The organism is Microbacterium festucae (assembly GCF_025421715.1).
GTDB classification, from domain to species: domain Bacteria; phylum Actinomycetota; class Actinomycetes; order Actinomycetales; family Microbacteriaceae; genus Microbacterium; species Microbacterium festucae.
In genome coordinates this window covers 1,312,852-1,335,427 of sequence record NZ_JAOEFC010000001.1, presented here as the reverse complement: position 1 = coordinate 1,335,427, position 22,576 = coordinate 1,312,852, and the positions used below count along the sequence as shown (strand labels likewise).

The following is a 22,576-nucleotide window of genomic DNA, read 5'->3' as shown; positions in this document are numbered from 1 at the left end:
CGGGGAGCGGCGCGGGGGTCAGCCCGCCTTGGCGTAGAGCGCTTCGGCCTGCGTCTGCGCGTCGGCCAGGAGCCGGTCGATGTCGGCGTTCTGATCGGTGAGCACCGACTGCACGACGGTGTCGAGCAGCGCGTAGACGTCCTGCGTGGCCACGCGCGGCTCGGCGATCAGCGGCTGGTCGAAGATCGCGTCGGTGTAGGGCGCCATCTGCGCGGTGGGCACGTTGACATACGGCGCGATCCACGACTGGTACTGCTCGAACTGCTCCTGGTCGAACACGGGCAGTTCGGGGGCGCCGACCGGCTGGTCGAGCGACGCGGCGAGCTCGGCGGTCTCGACAGCGGTGTCTTCGTCGGCGATCTTGGCCATGTAGTAGAAGTCGATCCACTTCACCGCGGCGGCCTGCGCCGCCTCGGTCGACTTGGGGCTGACCGCGGCGAGCGTGCCGCCGCCGAGCAGGCCGGGGTCATCGCCCTCGAGCGGGAGCACGGTGAGCCCGTAGTCGTCGGGGTTCAGCGCGTTCTGGGTGACGAGGTTGCCGTAGTTGCCGCCGCCCGAGACGTACATGCCGATGCGGCCCGAGGCGAAGTCCTGGTTGATCGTGCCCCAGTCGTAGAGGAAGTTCGCGCCCATCGCGTTGTCGTCCCAGCGCAGCTGGTGCAGGTAGTCGAGCACCTCCTTCACGGCCGGGTCGCTCACCAGCGTTGGCTCGGTGGCGTCGGCGTTCTCGGTGCGGCCGCCGAAGGCGTTGACGAGCGTCGTGAGGATCCAGCCGCCGGTGTTGCCCGAGGTCATGGTCGCGTAGCCGGCTTCGCCGGTGGCATCCGAGATCTTCTTGGCGGCCTCGCGCACCTCGTCCCACGTGGTGGGCGGGTTGTCGGGGTCGAGGCCTGCCGCTTCGAACAGGGTGCGGTTGTAGTGCAGGCCCTGACCGTAGGCGGAGATCGGGATCGCCCACTGCGCGCCGTCTTCGGACTGTCCGGCCTGCGCGACGTTGGGGTTGAAGCTGTCGGCGTAGGGCAGGGCGGCCACGAGCGTCGAGATGTCGGCGATCTGCTTGTTGGCGATGAGCGCGCGACCGTCGGTGAACGGGATGGTGAACACGTCGGGCAGCGTGCCGCCCGCGAGGTCGGTGGTGAACGTGGGCGCCGTCCAGGTGTACTCCTGGGCGTCGACGATGATGTCGGGGTTGGCCTCTTCGAAGAGCTTCACGCGCGCGTCGAAGTTGTCGCGCGCCTCCTGCTCGAGACCGGCGTCGATGGCGACCTTGATGGTGGTCTTGCCGTCGTCGCTCGACGACGGCGACGATCCTCCGGCGCAGCCGGCCAGCAGCGCCACGCTGCCGAAGAGCGCGACGCCCGCGAGGGCGGCACGGGTGGTGGGAGACGACATTGTCAGTCCTTTCGGTGCTGTGTGGTGGTGGTGCGCTCTCGCGCGTCGAGGGTGCCCGGCTCAGACCTCGAGCCAGACGGTGGTGTCGGGCGGCAGCGCGCCGTCCTCGAGCGGCGCGCTGCTGAGCACCACCCCGCCGTGCGCGGGGAGGGCGATCGGCACGGGGCCGAAGTTGGTGATGGATGCCGTGTGCTCGCCGCGGCGGAACGCGAGGACATCGGCGCCGAGCTCGAGCCAGTCCAGCCCGGGCGCACCGCTCTCGGCGGCCAGGTCGGCCCGCGCCCGGCGGGTGCGGATCATGTCCTGGTAGAGCCGCAGCGTCGAGGCCGGATCGGCCGACTCCGCCTCGACGGTGAACGTCTCCCAGCCGGCCGGCTGCGGCAGCCAGGTGTCGTGGCGGGCGTCGGTGCCGAACCCGAACGGGGGCACCGGGCCCGACCAGGGCAGCGGCACGCGGCATCCGTCCCGCCCCGGGTCGACTCCTCCGGAGCGGAAGTGCATCGGGTCTTCGATGACCTCGCGCGGGAGGTCGGCTTCGGGCAGGCCCAGCTCGTCGCCCTGGTAGATGTACATGCTGCCCGGGAGCGCCCCCACCAGCAGTGCCGCCGCGCGCGCCCGGCGCGTGCCGCGCTGCAGGTCGGTGGGGGTGCCGAAGCGCTTGCGGGCGAACGCGAAGCCCGAGTCGGCGCGGCCGTAGCGGGTGACCGGGCGGGTGATGTCGTGGTTGGAGAGCACCCACGTCGCCGGCGCGCCGATGGGCGCGTGCTCGGCGAGGGTGCGCTCGATGGAGGCGCGCAGGGCCCCGGCGCTCCACGGCTGGGTCATGAAGTCGAAGTTGAACGCGGTGTGCATCTCGTCGGGGCGCAGGTACTGGGCGAAGCGCTCCGCGTCGGCCAGCCACACCTCGCCCACGAGCACGCGGCTGCCCTCGTACTCGTCGGCCACGGCGCGCCAGGCGCGGTAGATGTCGTGGATCTCGTCGCGATCGAGGTGCGGGTGCTCCCCCGCCCCGGGATCGGCGGGCACCTCCGGCAGCGCCGGATCCTTCACCGGCAGGGCGGCGGAGTCGATGCGCACTCCCGCGACGCCCCGGTCGAACCAGAACCGCAGGATGTCCTCGTGCTCGCGGCGCACATCGGGGTGGTTCCAGTTCAGGTCGGGCTGCTCGGGGGTGAACAGGTGCAGGTACCACTCGCCCGGCGTGCCGTCGGGGTTCACGGTGCGCGTCCACGTCGAGCCCTGGAAGCTCGACTCCCAGTGCGTCGGGATCTCGTCGCCGTTCTCGCCCTTGCCGGGGTGGAACCAGAACCGCTCGCGCTCGGGGCTGCCGGGGCCGGCGGCGAGAGCCTGCTGGAACCACACGTGACGGTCGGAGATGTGGTTCGGGACGACGTCGATGATCGTGCGGATGCCGAGGCTCAGGGCCTCGCTGATGAGCAGCTCCGCCTCGGCGAGGGTGCCGAAACGGGGGTGGATCGCCCGGTAGTCCTCGACGTCGTAGCCGCCGTCGGCGAGCGGACTCGCGTACCAGGGGTTGAACCAGATGGCATCCACGCCCAGCGCCTTCAGGTACGGCAGCCGGGCGCGAACCCCGGCCAGATCACCCGTGCCGTCGCCGTCGCCGTCGGCGAAGCTGCGCACGTACACCTGGTAGATGACCGCGGACCGCCACCACAGCGGGTCGTCGACGGGGAGGGCGGGGCGCGCGGGGGCGCTGGGGGTTTGGGTGGTGTCGGGGGTGTCGGGGGTGTCGGGGGCGTCGGTTTGGTGCGCGGAGGTGAGGTGCGGCGCGGGGGGTTGGTGCGGCGCGGGCGCGGCGGGGGCGCTGCGGTGGTCGATCTGGACCTCGGTGTCCACGGTGCTCCTGTCGGCGGGTTGCTGGTGCGCGGGGCGACTGCGGTCGAATGTAGCGAAATAGATGGTTTAACGCAAGAAGCCGACAAAGTTGCGCAACTTGTCGCGCTTGCGCAAACGCTGCAAGCTCGCGCAAGCGCGGCCGTGCGCTGGCGCGCCGCGCGCCCGAGCGGGTGCGGCACGCTCGAGCGAGTGCGGCGCCGTCGAGCGAATGCGGTGGCGTGCACGCACGAGCGCGGCGGAGTTCGCGCACAGCACCCGGCGGCTGCGCCCAGCCCTGCGCGGGCGCGCCCTCTGCCGAGTGTCCAAGACACGCGGATGCCGGACGGCGCGAGCCGCGTGTCTTGGACACTCGGCGAGCTCGGCTGACACTCCGAGCCCGCGAGCGACCGACGCGCCGGGGAGGGTGGCGGGGCCGCGGCGCTACGCGGGCAGCGGACTCACCGGCGCGGTCGAGGCGCGCAGGACCAGCTCGGGCTCGAAGAGAAGCTCGATGCCGCTGGAGACGGCGCCCCGGATCTGCGCGACGAGCAGGTCGATCGCGGTGCGCCCCATCGCCTCGATCGGCTGACGGATAGTCGTCAGGGGCGGCTCTGTGCAGCTCATGAGCGCGGAGTCGTCGAAGCCGACCACACTGGCATCCTGCGGCACGCGCTTGCCCGCCCGACGCACGGCGCGGATGGCGCCGAGCGCCAACACGTCGCTCGCGCAGACGATCGCCGTCGCACCGCGGTCGAGGAGGGCAGTCGCGCCGGCCTGGCCGGACTCGAGGGTGTAGAGACCGCGCACGATGAGGCGGTCGTCGAGCGGTTCGCCGGCCGCGTCGAGCACTCGTCGCGCTCCGACGAGCTTGCGCTGCGACGGCACATGATCGATGGGGCCCAGCAGCATCCCGATGCGGCGATGCCCCAGCTGCAGCAGGTGCGTCACGGCCTGCTCCGCCGCCGTGGTGTCGTCGGTGGACACCGTCGCGACCTCGATGCCCTCTGTGCGCGCGTTGACGAACACGGTCGGCAGCTTCACGTCGACGAGCCGGGCGTAGTGGGCGTGCGGCGCGTCGGTCTGGCTGTAGTTGCCGCCGAGGAACACCACGCCCGACACCTGCTGCTGCAGCAGCATGTCGACGTAATCGGCCTCGGTGATGCCGCCCGCGTTCTGGGTGCACAACAGCGGCGTGTAGCCCATCTGAGTGAGCCCGCCGGCGATGATCTCGGCCAGCGCGGGGAAGATCGGATTGGTGAGCTCGGGCAGCACGAGGCCGACCAGCGGAGCCCGCTCGCCACGCAGCTTGGTGGGGCGCTCGTACCCCAGCACGTCGAGCGCGGTCAGGACCGCCTGACGTGTGGCATCCGAGACACCCGGCTTGTCGTTGAGCACGCGGCTGACGGTGGCTTCGCTGACCCCGACCTTGCGCGCGACCTCCGCGAGACGCTTCGACATGCCGTCATCCTATGCAAGCCCGCGCAAGTCCACGCAAGTTCTTTCGCCTCGTCCGCTGCGCGGCCGTGCGGATGCCGCGGCCCGCGGCGCGCGGCGCCGAGTGTCCGAGACACGCGGCATCCGGCTGGCGCCAGCCGCGTGTCTTGGACACTCGGCACGGGCGGACACACCCGCCTGCGCCCATACCCGCCCCCGCACGCGCACGCGCACGCGCACGCGCACCCGCACCCGCACCCGCACAGCGAGTGTCCACAACACGCGGGTGCGGGGGCGCGCATGCCGCGTGTTGTGGACACTCGGCAGATGATGGAGGCATGGACGCGTCTCCCTCGCTCGTGTGGTTCCGCGACGACCTGCGGCTGGCCGACAACCCGGCGCTGCGGGCGGCGGTCGATCGGGGCGAGCCGGTGATCGGGGTGTTCGTGTGGGACGAGCAGTCCGAGGGCATCCGCCCGCTGGGCGGGGCCGCCCGCTGGTGGCTGCACCACTCGCTCGACTCGCTCGGCGCACGGCTGCGCGACAAGGGGTCGGTGCTGGTGCTGCGCCGCGGCGCGGGAGCCGACGAGATCGCGCGGCTGGTGGACGAGACCGGCGCCGGCGCCGTGTTCTGGAACCGCCGGTACGGCGCCCCCGAGCGGGAGGTCGACACCGCGGTCAAGACGGCGCTGCGCGCATCGGGCGTCGAGGCGCAGTCGTTCGCCGCCTCGCTGCTGTTCGAGCCGTGGACGGTGACCACCGGCAGCGGCACCCCCTACGCCGTGTTCACCCCGTTCTGGAAGGCCTGCCGCGACCTGCCGGCACCCCGCGCGCCCCTGCCCGAGCCGCGCGAGCTGACCGGCCCGCGACGCACGCCTGCCTCCGATGACCTCGACGACTGGCACCTGCTTCCCACCACGCCCGACTGGGCGGGGGGCCTGCGCGAGCGCTGGGAGCCGGGCGAGCCGGCCGCCCGCGCGCGCCTGCGCGAGTTCCTCGCCGACGACCTCCCCGATTACGACCGCGCCCGCGACGAGCCCGCCGGCGGGGCCACCTCGCTGCTGTCGCCCCGACTGCGGTGGGGCGAGATCAGCCCGCACACCGTCTGGCGCGAGACCCTGGATGCCGTCGACGCCAGCTCCGCAGCGGGGGCGGGCGGCTCGGCGCACCGCTTCCTCTCCGAGCTCGGCTGGCGCGAGTTCGCCTGGCACACGCTGTTCCACTTCCCCGACCTCGCCACCCGCAACTGGCGCGGCTCGTTCGACGCATTCCCCTGGCCGACGCTGAACCGGGCGCACCTCGCCGCCTGGCAGCAGGGACGCACCGGCATCCCCCTCGTCGACGCCGGCATGCGGGAGCTGTGGCACACCGGCTACATGCACAACCGGGTGCGGATGGTGACCGGCTCGTTCCTCACCAAGAACCTGCTGATCGACTGGCGGCACGGCGAGCAGTGGTTCTGGGACACCCTCGTCGACGCCGACACGGCCAGCAACCCGTTCAACTGGCAGTGGGTGGCAGGCTCCGGCGCCGATGCATCGCCGTACTTCCGCATCTTCAACCCGGTGCTGCAGGCCGAGAAGTTCGACCGTCACGGCCAGTACGTGAACGAGTGGGCGCCGGATGCCGCGGGGCAGGAGCCCCTCGTCGACCTCGCCGCCACGCGACGTGCGGCCCTCGACGCGTACGAGGCGGTCAAGCGCGCCCGGTGACCCCGAGCGTCAAGCGAGCCCGGTGGCGCCCGGCGCCTGGCGTCCCCGCGACCTCCACCCACCCACCCCGACGCCCCGCCGGAATGCCCGGCGCCCCCGCCGCGTTGCGGTGAGGTGATGAGCTCCTCCCCCGCACTCTCCGTCCTCGACCTCGTCTCGGTGCGCACCGGTCAGTCCAGCGCCCAGGCCGTGGCATCCTCGCTGGCCCTCGCCGCGCGCGCCGACGACCTCGGCTACCGCCGCTACTGGTTCGCCGAGCACCACAACATGCCCGCCGTGGCCTCGACCACCCCGCCGGTGCTCGTGGCCGCCGCGGCCGGCCGCACCCACCGCATCCGGCTCGGATCGGGCGGCGTGATGCTGCCCAACCACTCCCCGCTGGTGGTGGCCGAGCAGTTCGCCGCGCTCGAGGCGATCGCCCCCGGGCGCATCGACCTGGGCCTCGGCCGCGCGCCCGGCAGCGACCCGGTGATCACGCAGCTGCTGCGCCAGTCGGGCACGACGAGCGACGTCGACCGGTTCCCCGACAACGTGCGCGACATCGTCTCGCTCGTGAGCCCCGAGGGCGCGACGGTGCGCTTCACCTCGGGCGGCACCTACGACGTGCACGCGACACCGGCCGCCACGAGCACCCCCGAGGTGTGGCTGCTGGGATCGAGCGACTACTCGGCGCAGCTGGCCGCGGCGATGGGCCTGCCCTACGTCTTCGCCAACCACTTCTCGGGCGATGGACTCGAGCGCGCCCTCGACCTCTACCGGCAGGGCTTCCAGCCGTCCGAGACGCTCGCCGCCCCGCGCACGTTCCTCACCGCCAACGCCGTGGTCGCCCCCACCGCCGCCGAAGCCGACGAGCGGATGCTGCCGCAGGCGCGCATGATGGCCCGGCTGCGCGGCGGGCGCCCGCTCGGCCCGCTCGAGACCGTCGAGGAGGCCGCGGCCGCCGAGGCCGCGGACGGCCTGGCGACCCCGCTCATCGACGTGATGCGCAGCCGCTGGTTCGTGGGCGTGCCCGACGAGGTGCGCACGCGCCTGGCCGCCTTCGCAACCCGCCACGGCGTCGACGAGGTCATGATCTCGCCCGTCGCCGCGCCGTACGCGGCGGAGCCGTTCGACACGGCATCCGGGCGCGTGCAGACCCTCGAGCTGCTCGCCGCCTGACGAGCCCCGGTCCCCGGAGCCCGAGCCGGCTCAGGCCTCGGGTTCGCCCGAGATGAGGCCGCGCAGCCAGTCGCGGGCCTCGACGAACACGTCGTCGGAGTAGCGGTCGGGGTAGTGCACGATCGCACGGTCGGCGCGAGGGTACGAGCCGAGGAATGTCACCTTCGGGCTGAAGCGGCGCAGGCCCAGCAGCGCGTCGGCCATGCGCTCGTCTTCGATGTGCCCGTCGGCGTCGATGACGAACCGGTACCGGCCGAGGGCGTCGCCGATGGGCCGCGACTCGATGAGCGACAGGTTGATCCCGCGGGTCGAGAACTGCTCGAGCAGCTCGAGCAGCGCGCCCGGGTGGTCGTCGGGCAGCTCGGCGATCAGCGAGGTCTTGTCGGCGCCGGTGGGCGCCGGCGGGGCGACCGTGCGCGCCACCAGCACGAAGCGGGTGACGGCGTTGGGGTTGTCGCCGATGTCGGATGCCAGCAGCTCGAGGTCGTAGTGACCGAGGATGCCGGGGGGCGCGATCGCGGCATCCGCATCGCTCGCGCCGTCGACGATGCCGACCGCCGAGGCCACATTGCTGGCCGCCGGCAGGTGCGCGTGCTCGGGGAGGTGCGCCGAGAGCCAGTGCAGGCACTGCGCGTAGGCGACCGGATGCGCCGCGACGAGCGACACGTCGGCCAGGCGCGCCCCGGGGCGGCCCACCAGCACGAAGTTGACCGGCACGAGGTACTCGCCGACGATCCGCAGCCCCGACATGGTCGCCAGGGCGTCTTGCGCGGTGGACACCCCGCCGTCGATCGAGTTCTCGATCGCGATCATCGCCGCGTCGGCACGCCCCTCGACGACGTCGGTGAGAGCCTCGGCGACGTTGCGCACCGGGCGCCAGATCTGGTCGCGCGCCTCGGGAACCTGCGCGAGGGCGGCCTCGGTGAACGTGCCTGCCGGACCCAGGTAGCTGTAGGTGCGTCGGATCGGGATGCCGCTCGCGTCTGTGCTCACGGGGATTCAGCCTAGACCGGCGCGGGCGCCGTGCCGCGCGTGCGCGCGGACTGCCGGGCACGGTCGACCTAGGGTGAAGAGCATGACTCGTCGCCGTCTCGCCCCCATGCTCGCCCTCTCGGCATCCGCCCTGCTGGTGTGCGCGTTGGCGGGGTGTGCGCCCGAGGGCACCGCACCCACCGCGACGGGCACCTCGACATCGTCGCCCCGCGCATCGGTGTCGCCCAGCGCGTCCACCACCGCCACGCCCTCTCCCTCCGCCGCAGCAGGCGCTGCGTGCCTCATCGGCGACTGGCGCATGGACCAGGCGGGCCTCGACCGGTTCTACGCCGATATCAACACGATCCTCTCGGGTGCCGACATCGGGTACACGCCGCAGGGGACGGCCTCGCTCACGATCGGCGCCGACGGTGCCTACGCGTGGACGCCGCCGACGAATGTCACCGCCGACGTCGGAGGCACCGAGATCGCCGTGACCCTCGGCGGCGCACTGTCGGGCACCTACACCGCGACCGACGACCGGATCACCGCGGACACGACGTCGACCGACGGCCTGCAGGTGAGCGCGACCCTCGACGGCGCGCCCACCGATGCCAGCGGGATCATCGAACAGATCGCAGCCTCCCCCGTCGCCGACGCCCCCTACACCTGCGAGGGCGACACGCTCACGCTCGAGAGCACGATCTCGGGCGGCACGGCCACGGCGACACTCCAGCGCGGGTAAGGAGACCGGCGCGGGCGCTCACCTGTCGGCGGCCTCGATGCGCATGACGTAGTCGCCGTCGGGAAGGTGCCACTCGACGCGGTCGATGCGGCGGAGCGACGCCGCCGAAGCCTCGACGATCTCATCGGAGACGACGGTGCCGTCGACCCGCGACAGCACGGCGCGGCACGTCTCGGCCCTGCGCGCGCGTCGTGCCATGGGTTCCTCCGGGTGTCCTCCCCGACACTGTCGCACGCGCCGCGCCCGAGCCCGGCGGTGCACGACCGTGGCAAATGCCCGGCTGCGGATCATCGCCCGCAGAGGTGCCACCACGACCGGCGAGTGCCAGACTGGGGGCATGAGCCGCGCAGGACAGCCCGCCGAAGCATCCGACCTGATCGACATCGACGAGCTGATCGCCGCGTACTACGACCGCCGGCCGGATCCGTCGGTCGCCGCGCAGCGGGTGGCGTTCGGCACCAGCGGCCACCGCGGGTCGTCGCTGTCGTCGAGCTTCAACGAGGTGCACATCCTCGCCACGACGCAGGCGATCGTCGACTACCGCGCCGCGCAGGGCATCACCGGCCCGCTCTTCCTCGGGCGCGACACGCACGGGCTCTCGCGCCCTGCCGAGCGCAGCGCCATCGAGGTGCTCGTGGCCAACGGAATCGACGTGCGCGCCGACTCCCGCGACGCGTGGGTGCCCACGCCCGCGCTCAGCCACGCGATCCTCGCCTACAACCGCGACCGCGACGAGGCCGACCCGGGCCGCGCCGACGGCATCGTGGTGACCCCGTCGCACAACCCGCCCCGCGACGGCGGCTTCAAGTACAACCCGCCGCACGGCGGCCCCGCCGACACCGACGCCACCGGGTGGATCGCCGACCGCGCGAACGCGCTCATCGAAGCGAACCTCGAGGGCGTGCAGCGCACCCGCTTCGCCGACATCGTCGAGGGGCGCGTGGGCACCTACGACTTCCGCGAGAACTACGTCGCCGACCTCGCCGACATCATCGACATCGACGCGATCCGCAAGGCCGGGGTGCGCATCGGCGCCGACCCGCTGGGCGGGGCCTCGGTGGAGTACTGGGCGCTGATCGCCGAGAAGTACGGCCTCGACCTGACCGTCGTCAACCCCGAGGTCGACCCGACCTGGCGCTTCATGACGCTGGACTGGGACGAGAAGATCCGCATGGATCCGAGCTCCCCCTCGGCCATGGCCGCCCTCGTCGCCCGCCGCCACGAGTACGACATCCTCACCGGCAACGACGCGGATGCCGACCGTCACGGCATCGTCACCCCCGACGGCGGGCTCATGAACCCCAACCACTACCTCGCCGTCGCGATCGACTACCTCTACGCGCACCGTCCGAACTGGCGGGCGGATGCCGCGGTGGGCAAGACCCTCGTGTCGTCGATGATCATCGACCGCGTCGTCGAGGCGCTCGGCCGTCGCCTGGTCGAGGTGCCCGTCGGGTTCAAGTGGTTCGTCCCCGGCCTCATCGACGGGTCGGTCGCCTTCGGCGGCGAGGAGTCGGCGGGGGCATCGTTCCTGCGCTTCGACGGCACGGTGTGGACGACCGACAAGGACGGCATCCTGCTGTGCCTGCTGGCCTCCGAGATCCTCGCGGTCACCGGCAAGACGCCCTCGCAGCGCTACGCCGAGCTCGAGGCCGAGTACGGCTCGTCGGCCTACCAGCGCGTCGACGCCCCGGCCACGCCCGAGCAGAAGGCGGCGCTGGCGCGCCTGGCGCCCGAAGCCGTGACGGCCACCGAGCTGGCCGGTGAGCCCATCACCGCGAAGCTGTCGCACGCGCCCGGCAACGGCGCCGCGATCGGCGGCCTCAAGGTGCAGACCGCACACGCGTGGTTCGCGGCGCGGCCGTCGGGCACCGAAGACGTCTACAAGCTCTACGCCGAGTCGCTGCGCGGCCCCGAGCACCTCGCCGAGGTGCAGGCCGAAGCCCGCGCGGTGGTGGCCGCCGCGCTCGGCGCCTGACCCGGCGCCCGGAGTCACGGCTCCTGACCCGGCTCCCGTGATCTGAAGAGCAGCCGCCGGCAGCCCCGAGGGCCGGAACCGGCCTCAGGCCCCGGCGTGCGGCATCCGCGTGCCGGCGGCGTGCAGCCAGCGCGCGGGATCGGCGAGCGAGGCCGCGGGGCTGCCGGCGAGGTCGGTGAGCGAGAACGTCGCCGCGAACGCCGCCGTGTCGGCATCGGGGGCGATGCGGCCGGCCACGAGCACGACCGGCACGTGCGCCGTCGCCGCGGCGGCCTGCACGAAGGTCGGCACCTTGCCGGCGGCCGACTGCCCGTCGAACGAGCCCTCGCCGGTGACGACGAGGTCGGCGCCGCCGATCGCCTCGGCCAGCCCGATGAGGGCGGCCACCTCGGCAGCGCCCGGCACGAGTCGCGCGCCCCAGGCGAGCAGCCCGAACCCGGTGCCCCCGGCCGCGCCCGCGCCCGGGGTGGCGGGGTCGACCTGCGGCAGCAGCGCGGCCAGGCGCGCCAGGCCCGCGTCGGCGCGCACGACGCCGGCGGGGTCGAGGCCCTTCTGCGGCCCGAAGACGGCGGCGGCGCCGGCGGCGCCCCGCAGCGGGTTGGTGACGTCGGTCAGCACGACCGCACCTCCCGGCGGCAGCGCGCGCAGACCCGAGAGGTCGACGGATGCCAGGGACCCCAGCCCCCGGGCGCCGGGGGCGGTGTCGGCGCCGTCGGCGGCTGTCAGCCGCGCTCCGAGGGCGCGCAGCATGCCGGTGCCGCCGTCCGTCGACGCGCTCGAGCCGATGCCGAGCACGAGGCGGTGCACTCCGTGGTCGAGGGCCGCGGCGATCGCCTGCCCGAAGCCGGTGGTGTCGGCATCCTCGCCGCGCAGGACCGCACCGGGCAGGACCGCACCGGGCAGCCCACCGGGCAATCCACCGGGCAGCCCATCGTCGGCGTGCGCCGCCGGGCCGAGCAGTTCGATGCCGCTGGTCGAGGCGAGCTCGACCACCGCGGTGCCGCCCGGCAGCAGCAGCCACGCGGCGTCGACGTCGGTGCCCGCCGGCCCCGTCACCCGCACCGGCATGCGCTGGGCGCCCGGCACCGCGGCCGCGAAGGCGTCGAGGGTGCCCTCGCCGCCGTCGGCCATGGGGCGCAGCACCACCTCGGCGCCTCCCACCGCACCGCGGATGCCGTCTCTCAGCGCGCGTGCCGCGTCGGCGGCCGAGATCGACCCCTTGAAACTGTCGACGGCGACGACGATGCGGGTCATGACGGCGGGGGCGTGCTGCCGCGCAGCAGCACCTGCAGCGGCAGCGGCGCCGGCGACCAGTCGGGGTCGACGGCGGCGCGCAGGGCCTGGTAGCCGACCTCTTCGAGCGGGATGTTCACGGTCGTGAGCGCCGGGGTCACGTCGCGGCTGGTGGGGATGTCGTCGTAGCCGCACAGGGCCACGTCGGCGCCCACCTCGCGGCCGGCCTGCCGCAGCGCGCCCATCGCGCCGATGGCGACGACGTCGCTGATGCCGAACACGAGGGTGCCCGGCGCGACGCCCTCGGCCAGGGCGGCCGTCATCGCCGCGGCGCCGGCGTCGCGGGTGAACCCCGCCCGGTGGAGGCGTGGGGCCGAGCCGCCGCCCGCCGTGAACCCGGCGGTGAACCCGGCGACGCGCTCGTCGCTGGTGACGATGCCCTCGGCGGCGGCGAGCACGATCGCGTCGCGGTAGCCGCTGTCGGCCAGGGCGCGGCCGAGCGCCTCGGCACCGCCGCGGTTGTCGAGGGTGATGCCGCGGATGCCGTCGGCCTGCGGCCCGAGGGCGACGACGCGGCCGCCCGCGGCTGCGATGAGGTCGAGCTCGCGCGCCAGCTCGGGCGCGAACTGCGCCGCCGCGCGCGAGGCGGCGAGGATGACCCCCCGCGGCCGCTGCCCGCGCAGGGCGCGCACGAGGCGCAGCTCGCGGTCGGCGTCGCGGTCGGTGGTGGCGATGGTGACGACCAGCCCCGCCTCGTCGGCGCCGCGGGCCACACCGGCGGCGAGCTCGCCGAAGTAGGGGTCGGCGATGTCGGCGACCAGCAGCGCCACGATCGCCGATGTGCCGCGCGCGGTGGCCTGCGCCGAGAGGTTGGCCGAGTAGCCCAGCCGCGCGGCGGCCGCCTCGACCCGCTCGCGGTAGGGCCCGGCGACGTTGCGCGTCGAGCCGTTGAGCACGCGCGACGCGGTCGCGAGGGAGACCCCCGCGGCGTCGGCGACGTCGTGCAGGGTCACAGAACCGGGGCGGGCGGGGGCGGAGGGGTCGGTCACGCTCGTGAGTTTAGGACTCGGGAACACGTTTCCCCGTCAGGCGTCGCATGCGATCACGCCGGCAGGTGCGGCGCGACCGCACGGCCGAAGCCCGCGGCCGTGCGCGCGACGGCCAGCGCCGGGTCGGTCGCCCAGATCTCCTCGTTGAAGATCTCCACCTCGATGTCGCGGTCGTAGCCGGTGGCGATGACCGCCTCGGTGAGCGCACCGAAGTCGATCACGCCGTCGCCCGGGTAGTGCCGCGACAGCAGCACGTCGGCCGGCAGCGGCGTCTTCCAGTCGCACACCTGATAGGTCGCGATGCGGCCCTCGCGCCCGGCGCGGGCGATGGCGGCCTGCACGTCGGGGTCCCACCAGATGTGGAAGGTGTCGACGGTGGCGCCGACGACCTCGGGGGCGAAGTCGGCGGCGATGTCGAGGGCCTGCCCCAGCGTCGAGACGACGCACCGGTCGCTCGCGTACATCGGATGCAGCGGCTCGATGGCCAGCGTCACCCCGGCCGCCTGGGCGTCGGGGGCGAGCTTGCCGATCGCGTCGCGCACCCGCTCGCGGGCACCGACGAGGTCGCGCGAACCCTCGGGGAGGCCGCCGGCGACCAGCACGAGGATCGCGGTGGAACCGGGGGCGCCGGCGGCGGCGAGGGTCGCCGCCTCTTCGATCGCGATGCGGTTGTCGTCGATCGAGGCGCGGCGGGCGGGGCCCTCGGGCATCGTGAAGAAGCCGGAGCGGCAGTGCGTGGTGAAGCGCAGCCCCGAGTCGGTGAGCATGCGGGCGGCCGTGGCCAGTCCCACCTCCTGCACCGGCTCGCGCCACAGTCCGATCGCCGGCACACCGGCATCCGCGGTCACCCGCAGCGCGGTGGCGAGATCGGCGTGCTTGATGGTGGCCTGGTTGATCGAGAGGCGGGGGTGGGGGGCGTTCACGCGTCGACTCCGTTCAGGCGCAGCATGCCGTGCCAGCGCTCGGCGGCCAGCTCGGGCTGCTCGAACGCCTTGGCGGCGTTGGCGAGCTCGACGATGCGCGACAGGTGCGGCAGGCTGCGCGCCGAGTGCAGGCCGCCGACCATCTGGAACGCGCTCTGGTGGCCGTTGAGCCACGAGAGGAAGGCGACGCCGGTCTTGTAGTAGAACGTGGGCGCCGCGAACACCTGACGCGACAGCGCCTCGGTGGGCTCCAGGATCTCCAGGTAGCGCGCGGCATCGCCGGCGTCGAGGGCCTGGATGGCCGCCGACGCCACCGGGGTGATCGCCGCGAAGGCCCCCAGCAGGGCATCGGAGTGCTGCCGGTCGGATGCCGGGTCGCGGCGCGGCTGGCGCGCATCCGGCACATCGGCGCCGCCGATGAGGCCGACGTAGTTGAAGTCGTCACCGGTGAACATGCGCACCCCGGCGGGCAGGAGCTCGCGCACCGCCACCTCGGACTCGGCGTCGAGCAGGCTCATCTTCACCCCCGCGACCTTGTCGGTGTGCTCGCCGATGATCTCCAGCAGCACCGCCGACGCGGTCTGCCAGTCGTCGGCGCCGAAGTAGCCGGCCAGCTGCGGGTCGAACGCGGTGCCGAGCCAGTGCAGCACGACCGGCACCGTGGCCGAGCCGAGCACCTCGCGGTAGACGCGGCGGTAGTCGTCGGCCGACTGCGCGGCGCGGGCGAGGTGACGGGATGCCATGAGCACCGGCCCCGCGCCCTGCTCCTCGGTGAAGTGCAGCTGCTGCTTGTAGGCGTCGATCACCTCGTCGAGCGAGATGTGCTCGGCCTCGACGTGGTCGGTGTTGACGCCGACGACGACCGAGCCGCCCTCCTCCCGGGCCACCTGGGCGGAGCGGGAGATGAGCTCGCGGGTGGCGGCGGCATCCAGCCCCATGTTGCGCTGCGCGGTGTCCATCGCATCGGCCACGCCCAGGCCCCACGAGTACACGTTGCGGCGGAAGGCGAGCGTGGCGTCCCAGTCGACGTCGGCCGGCCGACCCGGCGTGTTGTCGGCGTGGGTGCGCGGCACCACGTGGGCGGCCGCATAGGCCACCCGGCTGCGCAGCGGCGCGGCGGGGCGCGAATACCCGGACGAGGCGATCAGGGGCGTGCGGGTGACGGCGCCGTCGGCGCCGAGGAGGGCGAGCTCGGTCATGGCTCAGTCGAGGGTCAGCGCGGCCAGCTCGACCTTGCGGCCTTCGCGGCTGGACTGCAGACCGGCCTCGGCCAGCAGCACGCCGCGGGCGCCGGCGAGCAGGTCGAACTCGTAGGGCGTGTCGAGCACGTACGAGGCGAGGAACTCCTCCCACTGCTGACGGAAGCCGTTGAGGAACACGTCGTTGGTGGGAACCTGCGCCCAGTCGGCGTCGTAGTCGTGGGTGTCTTCGAGGTCGGGGTTCCACACCGGCTTGGGGGTGGCGTTGCGCGACTGGATCTTCGCGCCGAACAGGCCCACCACGGCCGAGCCGTGGGTGCCGTCGACGTGGAACTCGACGAGCTCGTCGCGGTTCACGCGCACCGTCCACGACGAGTTGATCTGCGCCACCACGTCGCCCTCCAGCTCGAAGATGCCGTAGGCGGCGTCTTCGGCGGTGGCGGTGTAGTGCTCGCCCTTCTCGTCCCAGCGGTCGGCGATGTGCACGGCGGCCTGTGCGTAGACGGTCTTCACCGGGCCGAACAGGTTCTCGAGCACGTAGTTCCAGTGCGGGAACATGTCGACGATGATGCCGCCGCCGTCTTCGGTGCGGTAGTTCCAGCTGGGGCGCTGCGCGGGCTGCCAGTCGCCCTCGAACACCCAGTAGCCGAACTCGCCGCGCACCGAGAGGATGCGGCCGAAGAAGCCCGAGTCGATCAGGCGCTTGAGCTTCTGCAGGCCCGGCAGGTAGAGCTTGTCGTGCACGACACCGGTCTTGACGCCGGCCGCGGCGGCCAGCTGCGCCAGCTCGAGCGCCTCCTCGACCGACTCGGCGGTGGGCTTCTCGGTGTAGATCGTCTTGCCGGCGGCGATCGCCTTGCGCAGCGCCGTGGCGCGGGCCTTGGTCACCAGGAAGTCGGCGTAGATCTCCCAGCGCGGGTCGGCGAGGGCGGCATCCAGATCGGTCGTGTAGTCCTCGATGCCGTGCGCGGCGGCCAGATCGGCCAGCTTGGCCTCGCTGCGGCCGACCAGCAGCGGCTTGACGGTGACCTTGGTGCCGTCGGGCAGCTCGATGCCGCCCTGGTCGCGGATCGCGAGGATCGAGCGCACCAGGTGCTGGCGGTAGCCCATGCGACCCGAGACGCCGTTCATGATGATGCCGATCTCGCGCACGGCGGGGCGGGCGGGGGTCGCGGCGGGGGCGGGGGCGAGGGTCGTGTCGGTCACGATGTCCTGCTTTCTTCGAGGAGGAGCGCGGTGTCGTCGGTGACGGTCCGTGCGGGATGCGGGGCGGCCGGGGCCGCGGAGAAGGTCAGTGGGTAAGCGCTTTCCAACCCTGTTTCCCCAGTGTGCCACGGGAGGGATCGGCGTGCAAGCGCTTTCCCATTTCCGATCCCCCCGGGCACCACGGGGTCAGGCCAGCCGCACGGCGGCCCACGAGACGGCGGGCAGCGGCAGCACCAGCACGTCGCCCTCGACCCGCGCGCCCGGCACCGGTCGCACCCCGACGCGGCCCGGCTGATCGAGGGTGTTCGCGGCGTAGAGGTCGTCGTCGTGCAGCAGGTGCGACTCGACCAGCCGCACGCCGGTCCCGCGCGCTGCGACGAGCGGGGCCAGATCGACGCGCAGGTCGGTGGCCTCGGTCGTGGAGCGGTTGACGACGAACAGCGAGACCCCGTCGTCGTCGATGGTGGCCACGGCGTTGACCGCGGCCACCTCGCCGAACGCGGCGGAGGCGAACGTGCCGGCATCCACCGGCACCCGCACCGCGCGCCCGTGCGCCAGCCGTGACGTGATCGAGAACGGGAAGAAGGTCGTCTGCTTCCAGGCGATGCCCCCGGGCTCGGTCATGATCGGGGCGATGACGTTGACCAGCTGGGCCAGCGACGCCGAGCGCACCCGGTCGGCGTGCTGCAGCAGCGTGATCAGCAGATCGCCGAACACGACGGCATCCAGCGCGTGGTACCGGTCTTCGAGCAGCCGCGGCGCGACCGGCCAGCCCGCCTCGGCGGGCTTGTCGTTCTGCCCGCCGTCGTCGTCGTGCAGGTACCAGACGTTCCACTCGTCGAACGAGATCATGATGCGCTTGGAGCTCTTGGCCGTCGCCGCCACGGTGTCGGCGATCGCGACGACCGATTCGATGAAGCGCGCCATGTCGACGCCCGAGGCGAGGAACTCCTGCGCGTCGCCGCCCCGCTCCTGGTAGTAGGAGTGGCACGAGATGAAGTCGACGTCGTCGAGGGTGTGCTCGAGCACCGTGCGCTCCCACGAGCCGAACGTCGGCATGCCACGCCCCGACGACCCGCACACCACCAGCTCGATGCCGGGGTCGAGCATCCGCATGGCCTTCGCCGTCTGCGAGGCGAGCGTGCCGTAGTCGTGGGCGTTCTTGTGCCCGATCTGCCACGGACCGTCCATCTCGTTGCCCAGGCACCACATCGACACCCCGAACGGCTGCGGCCGGCCGTTGTCGGCGCGCTGGGCCGTCCACGCGGTCTGCGCGTCGGAGTTGGCGTACTCGAGCAGGTCGAGCGCCTCCTGCGTGCCGCGGGTGCCGAGGTTGACGGCGAGCATGAGCTCGGAGCCGACCTTGTCGAGCCAGCTCTGGAACTCGTGCAGGCCCACCTCGTTGGTCTCGGTGGAATGCCAGGCCAGGTCGAGCCGGCGCGGGCGCTCGGCCACCGGGCCGACGCCGTCTTCCCACCGGTATCCCGAGACGAAGTTGCCCCCGGGGTAGCGGATGGTGGAGACCCCGAGCTCTCTGACGAGCTCGATCACATCGGCGCGGAACCCGTCGGCGTCGGCGGTGGGGTGGCCCGGTTCGAAGATGCCGTCGTAGATGTGGCGGCCGAGGTGCTCGACGAAGCCGCCGAACAGGCGCCGGTCGATGTCGGCGACGGCATGGTGCGGGTCGAGGCGTGCGTGGCTCATGCGTCGCCGCTCAGCCGAGGATCGCGTCGGCTTCGGAGAAGAACGAGTTCACGGCGTCGTCGACGCTGATCGCCCCCAGCCCGATCGACTTGCCGAGGTCCCAGAACGTCTGCTCGAGCGAGCCGTAGCCCACCACCGGCACCGGCGGGGCGTCGCCGATGCGGTCGGCGTTGGCGTCGATGTAGTCGGCCACCTGCTTGTCGGGGCCCTCCAGCGTCGCGCCGGCGAGCTTGCTCGAGGATGCCGGGAAGCCCAGCGTCGTGCCGAAGATCTCGCCCGCCTTCTCGCTGTTGACCACGAAGTCGAGGAACAGCGCCGCCGCCTCGGGGTGCTCGGTGTTCTCGGCGATGGCCATCTGCAGACCCGCCTGGCGGTAGAGGTCCTTCGACCCGGCCTTGGCGGTGGGCGGGGCGACCAGCGAGATCGCCGACGACCCCGAGTCGGCGAGGTAGCCGCCCAGGAAGTTGCTCCAGCTCATCTCGCTGGCGGTGACGCCGGCGCCGAAGCCCGACTTGGGCGAGAGCTCTTCGAGGCGCTGCTGGGGCACGGTCACGCCGTCGCGGATGGTCGCCCCCGACTCCCAGTACTCGCGCAGCTGGTCTTCGGTGAAGCCGAGCTCGCCGTCCTCGGTGTAGAGGTTGCCGCCGTCGGCGCGCAGCTGCAGCTCGAAGGTCTGGATGCGCTGGGTGTAGTCGGTGCCGCCGTAGACGGCGCCGCCGGTCGCCGTGGTGACCTCGGCCATCCAGTCGTCGAAGTCGGCGAAGCTCGTGCCGCCCTCGGGCACCTCGACACCCGCTGTGGCGAGGAGGTCGTCGTTGACGAAGTTCGCCCACAGGCTGTAGCCGGTGGGGAGGGAGTACTGCACGCCCTCGAGCGCGCCGGTGCCCAGCAGCCCGTCCTCGAAGGTCGTGGTGTCGATGTAGTCGTCGACCGTCGCGAGGTCGAGCAGGTTGCCCGACTGGCCGTACTGGCGCAGGTAGCTGTCGGAGAACTGGAAGACGTCGGGCAGGCCGCCGCCGGCGGCCTCGGTCTGCCGCTTCTCCCAGAAGCTCGGGAAATCGGTGAAGGAGGCGTTGACGGTGATCTGCGGGTACTCCTCGTTGAAGGCCGCGATCAGGTCGTTGTAGCGGGTCGCCCGGTCGTCGTTGCCCCAGAACGCGAAGTTCAAGGTCACCGGCGCCTCAGGGTCGTAGGCGGTCTCCTCGCTCGCGCCGCCGGCGCAGCCGGTGAGCACGAGGCCGGCCACGGCGATGGCGGCGGCAGCGGTCAGCGTGTGTCGGGGGTTTCTCATGGGTGGGTCCTGTTCTGCGTCGGTGCGGGAGGATGCGGGGCGGAGGCGGGCACGCGGACGAACACGACCTGCTGCGGGGTGAGCGCCCACGTGTCGGCGTCGACACCCGACTCGAGGTCGGTGCCGGTGAGGGTCAGCTGCACACCGGCGTCGGTGTGGTTGATGAGGGTGACGACATCGCCGCGGCGGGCGACCTCGACACCGGCGGGCAGGTCGGGCACGAGCGGACGCGCCCCCGACGCCTCGACGAGCATCGCGGTCAGCGCGGCCACCCCGTCGGCGTCGGGCATCGTGGCCACGTACCAGGCCTCGCCGGCGCCGCTGCGGTGCCGGGTGACCGCGGGGGCGCCGGCCGAGCGGCCGTCGGCGAAGGTGCTGACGACCTGGGCGCCCACCGGGTGGACGACCTCGGCGTGCAGCGACCCCGTGACGGTGACGCCGTCGAGATCGAACCGCACGGTCTCGGCCTCGCCTCCCGTGTCGACCACCGACAGGGCGCCGACGCCCATCGCTCCGCCCGACGAGCGGCCGAGGGCGGCGAAGTCCTCGAACCGCACCCCCAGCACCGGGCCGAGCTGGGTGAGGAATCCGCCGGGGCGGAACTGGTCATGCTCGTCGACGACGTCCGTGAAGGGACCCGCCAGAAGCGTGCCCCCGCCGCCGACGAACGTGGTGAGTGCTGCGGCGCCCTCGGCGCGCAGCAGGTAGAGGGCCGGCGCCAGGACGAGGTCGTAGCCGTCGTCGATCTGCTCTGCCGGGACGATGTCGACCGGGATGCCGAGGCGGTGCAGCGCCCCGTACCAGGCCACGACGATCGGAAGGTACTCGATGTCGACGGGGTGGTCGCGCTCCTCGAGCGCCCACCAGTTCTCCCAGTCGAACACCAGCGCCACGCGCGCGTCACGGCCGGGGGCGGGCAGGGCGGGCAGCGCCGCCAGGCGCTCGCCCAGGGCCGAGACCTCCCGCCACACGCGGGTGTCGGTGCCGGTGTGCGGCAGCATCGCCGAGTGGAACTTCTCGCTGCCGGCGCGCGACTGCCGCCACTGGAAGAACATGATGCCGTCGGCGCCGCGCCCGATCGACTGCGCCGACTCGGCAGCCAGCACGCCCGGAGCCTTGCCGGGGTTGGCGGGGCGCCAGTTGACGGCATCCGTGGCCTGCTCCATGAGGATCCACGGCGTCCCGGGCTTGAGCGAACGCACGAGGTCGCGCTGGAAGGCGGCGTCGCGCACCCGGTGGGGGTTGGCGGGATCGGGGTAGCAGTCGTCGGCGATGACGTCCATGTGGGGAGCCCAGCGCCGGTAGTCGGCGGGCTTGAACGGGCCCATGAAGTTCGTGGTGATCGGCTGCGTCGCCCCGGCCGCGAGCAGGATCTCGCGCTCCATGAGGTAGCACTCCAGCAGCATGTCGGAGGTGAACCGGCGCCAGTCGAGCATCGACGACGGGTTGTGGCTGTAGGGCGCGAGCCGCGGCGGGAAGATCTCGTCGAACGAGCCGTACCGCTGCGACCAGAAGGTGGTGCCCCACGCCTCGTTGAGCGCGTCGACCTCGACGTAGCGCGCCCGCAGCCAGCCGCGGTAGGCGTCGCGCGCGGCATCCGAGAAGTCCATCCAGAGGTGGCAGCCGTACTCGTTGCCGACGTGCCAGAGCACGACCGCGGGGTGCCCGACGTAGCGCTCGGCCAGGCGGCGGACGAGCTCGCCGGCCAGGCGCCGGTAGGTGGGCGAGCTCGGCGCGAAGTGCTGCCGGCTGCCCGGCCAGTACGAGGCGCCGCTCTCGTCGGCGGGCAGGGTGTCGGGGTAGGTCGCGCTCACCCACGGCGGCGGCGACGCGGTGGCGGTGGCGAGGTTCACGGCGATGCCGCCGGCGTGCAGGGTGTCGAGCACGCGGTCGAGCCACGCGAAGTCCCAGACGTCCTCGGCCGGCTGCAGGCGCGACCAGGCGAAGATGCCGAGGCTCACCACGGTGACGCCCGCCTCGCGCATGAGACGCACGTCCTCGTCCCAGACCTCCTCCGGCCATTGGTCGGGGTTGTAGTCGGCGCCGTACTGCACGTGCGTCTCCAGGTTCGGGGGGATGGGGGTCAGCGGCCGCGTCGGTGCGGAACGGCGACGGCGGCGAGGGTGGCGCAGCCCAGCGCGGGGACGAACAGCAGGAAGAGCATCCAGGTCACCACGCCGGTGAGGCCGGCGGCGACGGCGAGGTAGAGCGCCCCCACCGGGTCGGCCGCCACCTGCCGCGGAACAGCGCGCAGGGCCGGCAGCCACCGGCTCTCCGGCGACCACTGCGACGCGGCGATCAGCAGCGCCACGGCGACCGCGGCCAGGCCCACCCAGCCCAGCGCAGCGATGACCTGCCCGCCGGGAAGCGCGCCCGAGCCGGCGACGAAGATGTCGATCACGAGCACGCCCGACAGCAGCACCGCACCGGCGCCGACGGCGAGGCCCCCGGGAAGGGCCCGGCGGTAGTCGCTCCAGAACGCGCTCATCGGCGATCCCTCCGCCGCGATGAAGCGGCGCAGGTGCCGGATGCCGGCCACGAGGGCCGCCGGCAGGGTGACCACGAGGATGCCGGCCAGTGTGACGAGCACGCCGACCATCAGCACCTCGCCGAACAGGGCGAACTTCGCCGAGGCACCGGGGAAGCGGGCCGGGGCGCGCTCCTCGCGCACCGGGCCCGAGCCCGACTCCTCGGCCCGGCGCACGGCACGCTCTTCGCGCCGGCTGGTCACGGTGGTCATCACC

At 72.9% G+C, this 22,576-nt stretch carries 18 protein-coding genes; 4 read left to right on the top strand and 14 right to left on the bottom strand.

Features of this window, described 5'->3' with window-relative positions; translation table 11 throughout:
* Positions 1–18: 18 nt before the first annotated feature.
* From N3K63_RS05920 to N3K63_RS05910, 3 genes are all read right to left on the bottom strand, one after another.
* Positions 19–1,392: an ABC transporter substrate-binding protein gene (locus tag N3K63_RS05920; RefSeq protein ID WP_261579069.1), complete on the bottom strand. Its 1,374-nt coding sequence runs from the start codon at positions 1,390–1,392 to the stop codon at positions 19–21.
* Positions 1,393–1,452: 60 nt separating this feature from the next.
* On the bottom strand, positions 1,453–3,069 hold the full coding sequence (locus N3K63_RS05915; protein WP_261579208.1) for a glycoside hydrolase family 13 protein: 1,617 nt from the start codon (positions 3,067–3,069) through the stop codon (positions 1,453–1,455).
* 600 nt (positions 3,070–3,669) lie between these two features.
* On the bottom strand, positions 3,670–4,686 hold the full coding sequence (locus tag N3K63_RS05910; RefSeq protein ID WP_261579068.1) for a LacI family DNA-binding transcriptional regulator: 1,017 nt from the start codon (positions 4,684–4,686) through the stop codon (positions 3,670–3,672).
* Between the two features lie 314 nt (positions 4,687–5,000).
* Here N3K63_RS05910 and N3K63_RS05905 point away from each other — a divergent pair, with 314 nt between their 5' ends.
* Both N3K63_RS05905 and N3K63_RS05900 read left to right on the top strand, forming a co-directional pair.
* Positions 5,001–6,374, top strand: a complete 1,374-nt coding sequence (locus N3K63_RS05905; protein ID WP_261579067.1) for a cryptochrome/photolyase family protein — start codon at positions 5,001–5,003, stop codon at positions 6,372–6,374.
* Between the two features lie 117 nt (positions 6,375–6,491).
* Positions 6,492–7,532: an LLM class flavin-dependent oxidoreductase gene (locus N3K63_RS05900; protein ID WP_261579065.1), complete on the top strand. Its 1,041-nt coding sequence runs from the start codon at positions 6,492–6,494 to the stop codon at positions 7,530–7,532.
* A 30-nt stretch (positions 7,533–7,562) separates the two neighbouring features.
* Here the strand turns inward: N3K63_RS05900 and pheA are convergent, their stop codons facing one another.
* The gene (gene pheA / locus N3K63_RS05895) at positions 7,563–8,525 is read right to left on the bottom strand and encodes a prephenate dehydratase (RefSeq protein WP_261579064.1); all 963 of its coding nucleotides are present in this window, start codon (positions 8,523–8,525) and stop codon (positions 7,563–7,565) included.
* Between the two features lie 82 nt (positions 8,526–8,607).
* Here pheA and N3K63_RS05890 point away from each other — a divergent pair, with 82 nt between their 5' ends.
* Positions 8,608–9,249, top strand: a complete 642-nt coding sequence (locus N3K63_RS05890; protein ID WP_261579063.1) for a hypothetical protein — start codon at positions 8,608–8,610, stop codon at positions 9,247–9,249.
* A gap of 18 nt (positions 9,250–9,267) precedes the next feature.
* Here the strand turns inward: N3K63_RS05890 and N3K63_RS05885 are convergent, their stop codons facing one another.
* On the bottom strand, positions 9,268–9,447 hold the full coding sequence (locus N3K63_RS05885) for a hypothetical protein (RefSeq protein WP_261579062.1): 180 nt from the start codon (positions 9,445–9,447) through the stop codon (positions 9,268–9,270).
* Between the two features lie 139 nt (positions 9,448–9,586).
* Here N3K63_RS05885 and pgm point away from each other — a divergent pair, with 139 nt between their 5' ends.
* Positions 9,587–11,227 carry a phosphoglucomutase (alpha-D-glucose-1,6-bisphosphate-dependent) gene (gene pgm, locus N3K63_RS05880; RefSeq protein WP_261579060.1) on the top strand — a complete coding sequence of 547 codons (1,641 nt, stop codon included), beginning with the start codon at positions 9,587–9,589 and terminating at the stop codon, positions 11,225–11,227.
* Positions 11,228–11,311: 84 nt separating this feature from the next.
* On the opposite strand, the gene N3K63_RS05875 is transcribed toward pgm, so the two are convergent.
* The 9 genes from N3K63_RS05875 to N3K63_RS05835 form a co-directional block, all read right to left on the bottom strand.
* Complete coding sequence (locus N3K63_RS05875) at positions 11,312–12,481, bottom strand: glycerate kinase (protein WP_261579054.1); 1,170 nt, start codon at positions 12,479–12,481, stop codon at positions 11,312–11,314.
* Positions 12,478–13,509 (bottom strand): LacI family DNA-binding transcriptional regulator, encoded by a 1,032-nt coding sequence (locus tag N3K63_RS05870; protein ID WP_261579052.1) that lies wholly within the window; start codon positions 13,507–13,509, stop codon positions 12,478–12,480. The genes N3K63_RS05875 and N3K63_RS05870 overlap by 4 nt, the downstream gene beginning before the upstream one ends.
* A 53-nt stretch (positions 13,510–13,562) precedes the next feature.
* A complete protein-coding gene (locus N3K63_RS05865) occupies positions 13,563–14,432 on the bottom strand; it encodes a sugar phosphate isomerase/epimerase family protein (RefSeq protein WP_261579051.1) in 870 nt (289 codons plus the stop codon).
* Positions 14,429–15,631 (bottom strand): dihydrodipicolinate synthase family protein, encoded by a 1,203-nt coding sequence (locus tag N3K63_RS05860; protein ID WP_261579050.1) that lies wholly within the window; start codon positions 15,629–15,631, stop codon positions 14,429–14,431. The genes N3K63_RS05865 and N3K63_RS05860 overlap by 4 nt, the downstream gene beginning before the upstream one ends.
* Before the next feature lie 3 nt (positions 15,632–15,634).
* Positions 15,635–16,837 (bottom strand): Gfo/Idh/MocA family protein, encoded by a 1,203-nt coding sequence (locus N3K63_RS05855; protein WP_261579049.1) that lies wholly within the window; start codon positions 16,835–16,837, stop codon positions 15,635–15,637.
* 186 nt (positions 16,838–17,023) lie between these two features.
* Complete coding sequence (gene arfA / locus N3K63_RS05850) at positions 17,024–18,541, bottom strand: arabinosylfuranosidase ArfA (protein ID WP_261579048.1); 1,518 nt, start codon at positions 18,539–18,541, stop codon at positions 17,024–17,026.
* A 10-nt stretch (positions 18,542–18,551) separates the two neighbouring features.
* A complete protein-coding gene (locus N3K63_RS05845; protein WP_261579047.1) occupies positions 18,552–19,832 on the bottom strand; it encodes an ABC transporter substrate-binding protein in 1,281 nt (426 codons plus the stop codon).
* Positions 19,829–21,886, bottom strand: coding sequence for a beta-galactosidase (locus N3K63_RS05840; RefSeq protein WP_261579046.1), 2,058 nt, complete (start codon positions 21,884–21,886; stop codon positions 19,829–19,831). Before N3K63_RS05840 ends, N3K63_RS05845 begins: the two co-directional genes overlap by 4 nt.
* 29 nt (positions 21,887–21,915) lie before the next feature.
* Positions 21,916–22,572 carry a DUF624 domain-containing protein gene (locus N3K63_RS05835; protein WP_261579045.1) on the bottom strand — a complete coding sequence of 219 codons (657 nt, stop codon included), beginning with the start codon at positions 22,570–22,572 and terminating at the stop codon, positions 21,916–21,918.
* Between the last annotated feature and the right edge of the window lie 4 nt (positions 22,573–22,576).

What these genes read in the sequence shown, in the direction of transcription:
- N3K63_RS05920 (WP_261579069.1), bottom strand. Translation starts at nt 1,392, where the DNA reads ATGTCGTCTCCCACCACCCGTGCCGCCCTCGCGGGCGTCGCGCTCTTC.
- N3K63_RS05910 (WP_261579068.1), bottom strand. Translation starts at nt 4,686, where the DNA reads ATGTCGAAGCGTCTCGCGGAGGTCGCGCGCAAGGTCGGGGTCAGCGAA.
- N3K63_RS05905 (WP_261579067.1), top strand. Translation starts at nt 5,001, where the DNA reads ATGGACGCGTCTCCCTCGCTCGTGTGGTTCCGCGACGACCTGCGGCTG.
- N3K63_RS05900 (WP_261579065.1), top strand. Translation starts at nt 6,492, where the DNA reads ATGAGCTCCTCCCCCGCACTCTCCGTCCTCGACCTCGTCTCGGTGCGC.
- N3K63_RS05890 (WP_261579063.1), top strand. Translation starts at nt 8,608, where the DNA reads ATGACTCGTCGCCGTCTCGCCCCCATGCTCGCCCTCTCGGCATCCGCC.
- N3K63_RS05885 (WP_261579062.1), bottom strand. Translation starts at nt 9,447, where the DNA reads ATGGCACGACGCGCGCGCAGGGCCGAGACGTGCCGCGCCGTGCTGTCG.
- pgm (WP_261579060.1), top strand. Translation starts at nt 9,587, where the DNA reads ATGAGCCGCGCAGGACAGCCCGCCGAAGCATCCGACCTGATCGACATC.
- N3K63_RS05875 (WP_261579054.1), bottom strand. Translation starts at nt 12,481, where the DNA reads ATGACCCGCATCGTCGTCGCCGTCGACAGTTTCAAGGGGTCGATCTCG.
- N3K63_RS05860 (WP_261579050.1), bottom strand. Translation starts at nt 15,631, where the DNA reads ATGACCGAGCTCGCCCTCCTCGGCGCCGACGGCGCCGTCACCCGCACG.
- arfA (WP_261579048.1), bottom strand. Translation starts at nt 18,541, where the DNA reads ATGAGCCACGCACGCCTCGACCCGCACCATGCCGTCGCCGACATCGAC.
- N3K63_RS05845 (WP_261579047.1), bottom strand. Translation starts at nt 19,832, where the DNA reads ATGAGAAACCCCCGACACACGCTGACCGCTGCCGCCGCCATCGCCGTG.
- N3K63_RS05835 (WP_261579045.1), bottom strand. Translation starts at nt 22,572, where the DNA reads ATGACCACCGTGACCAGCCGGCGCGAAGAGCGTGCCGTGCGCCGGGCC.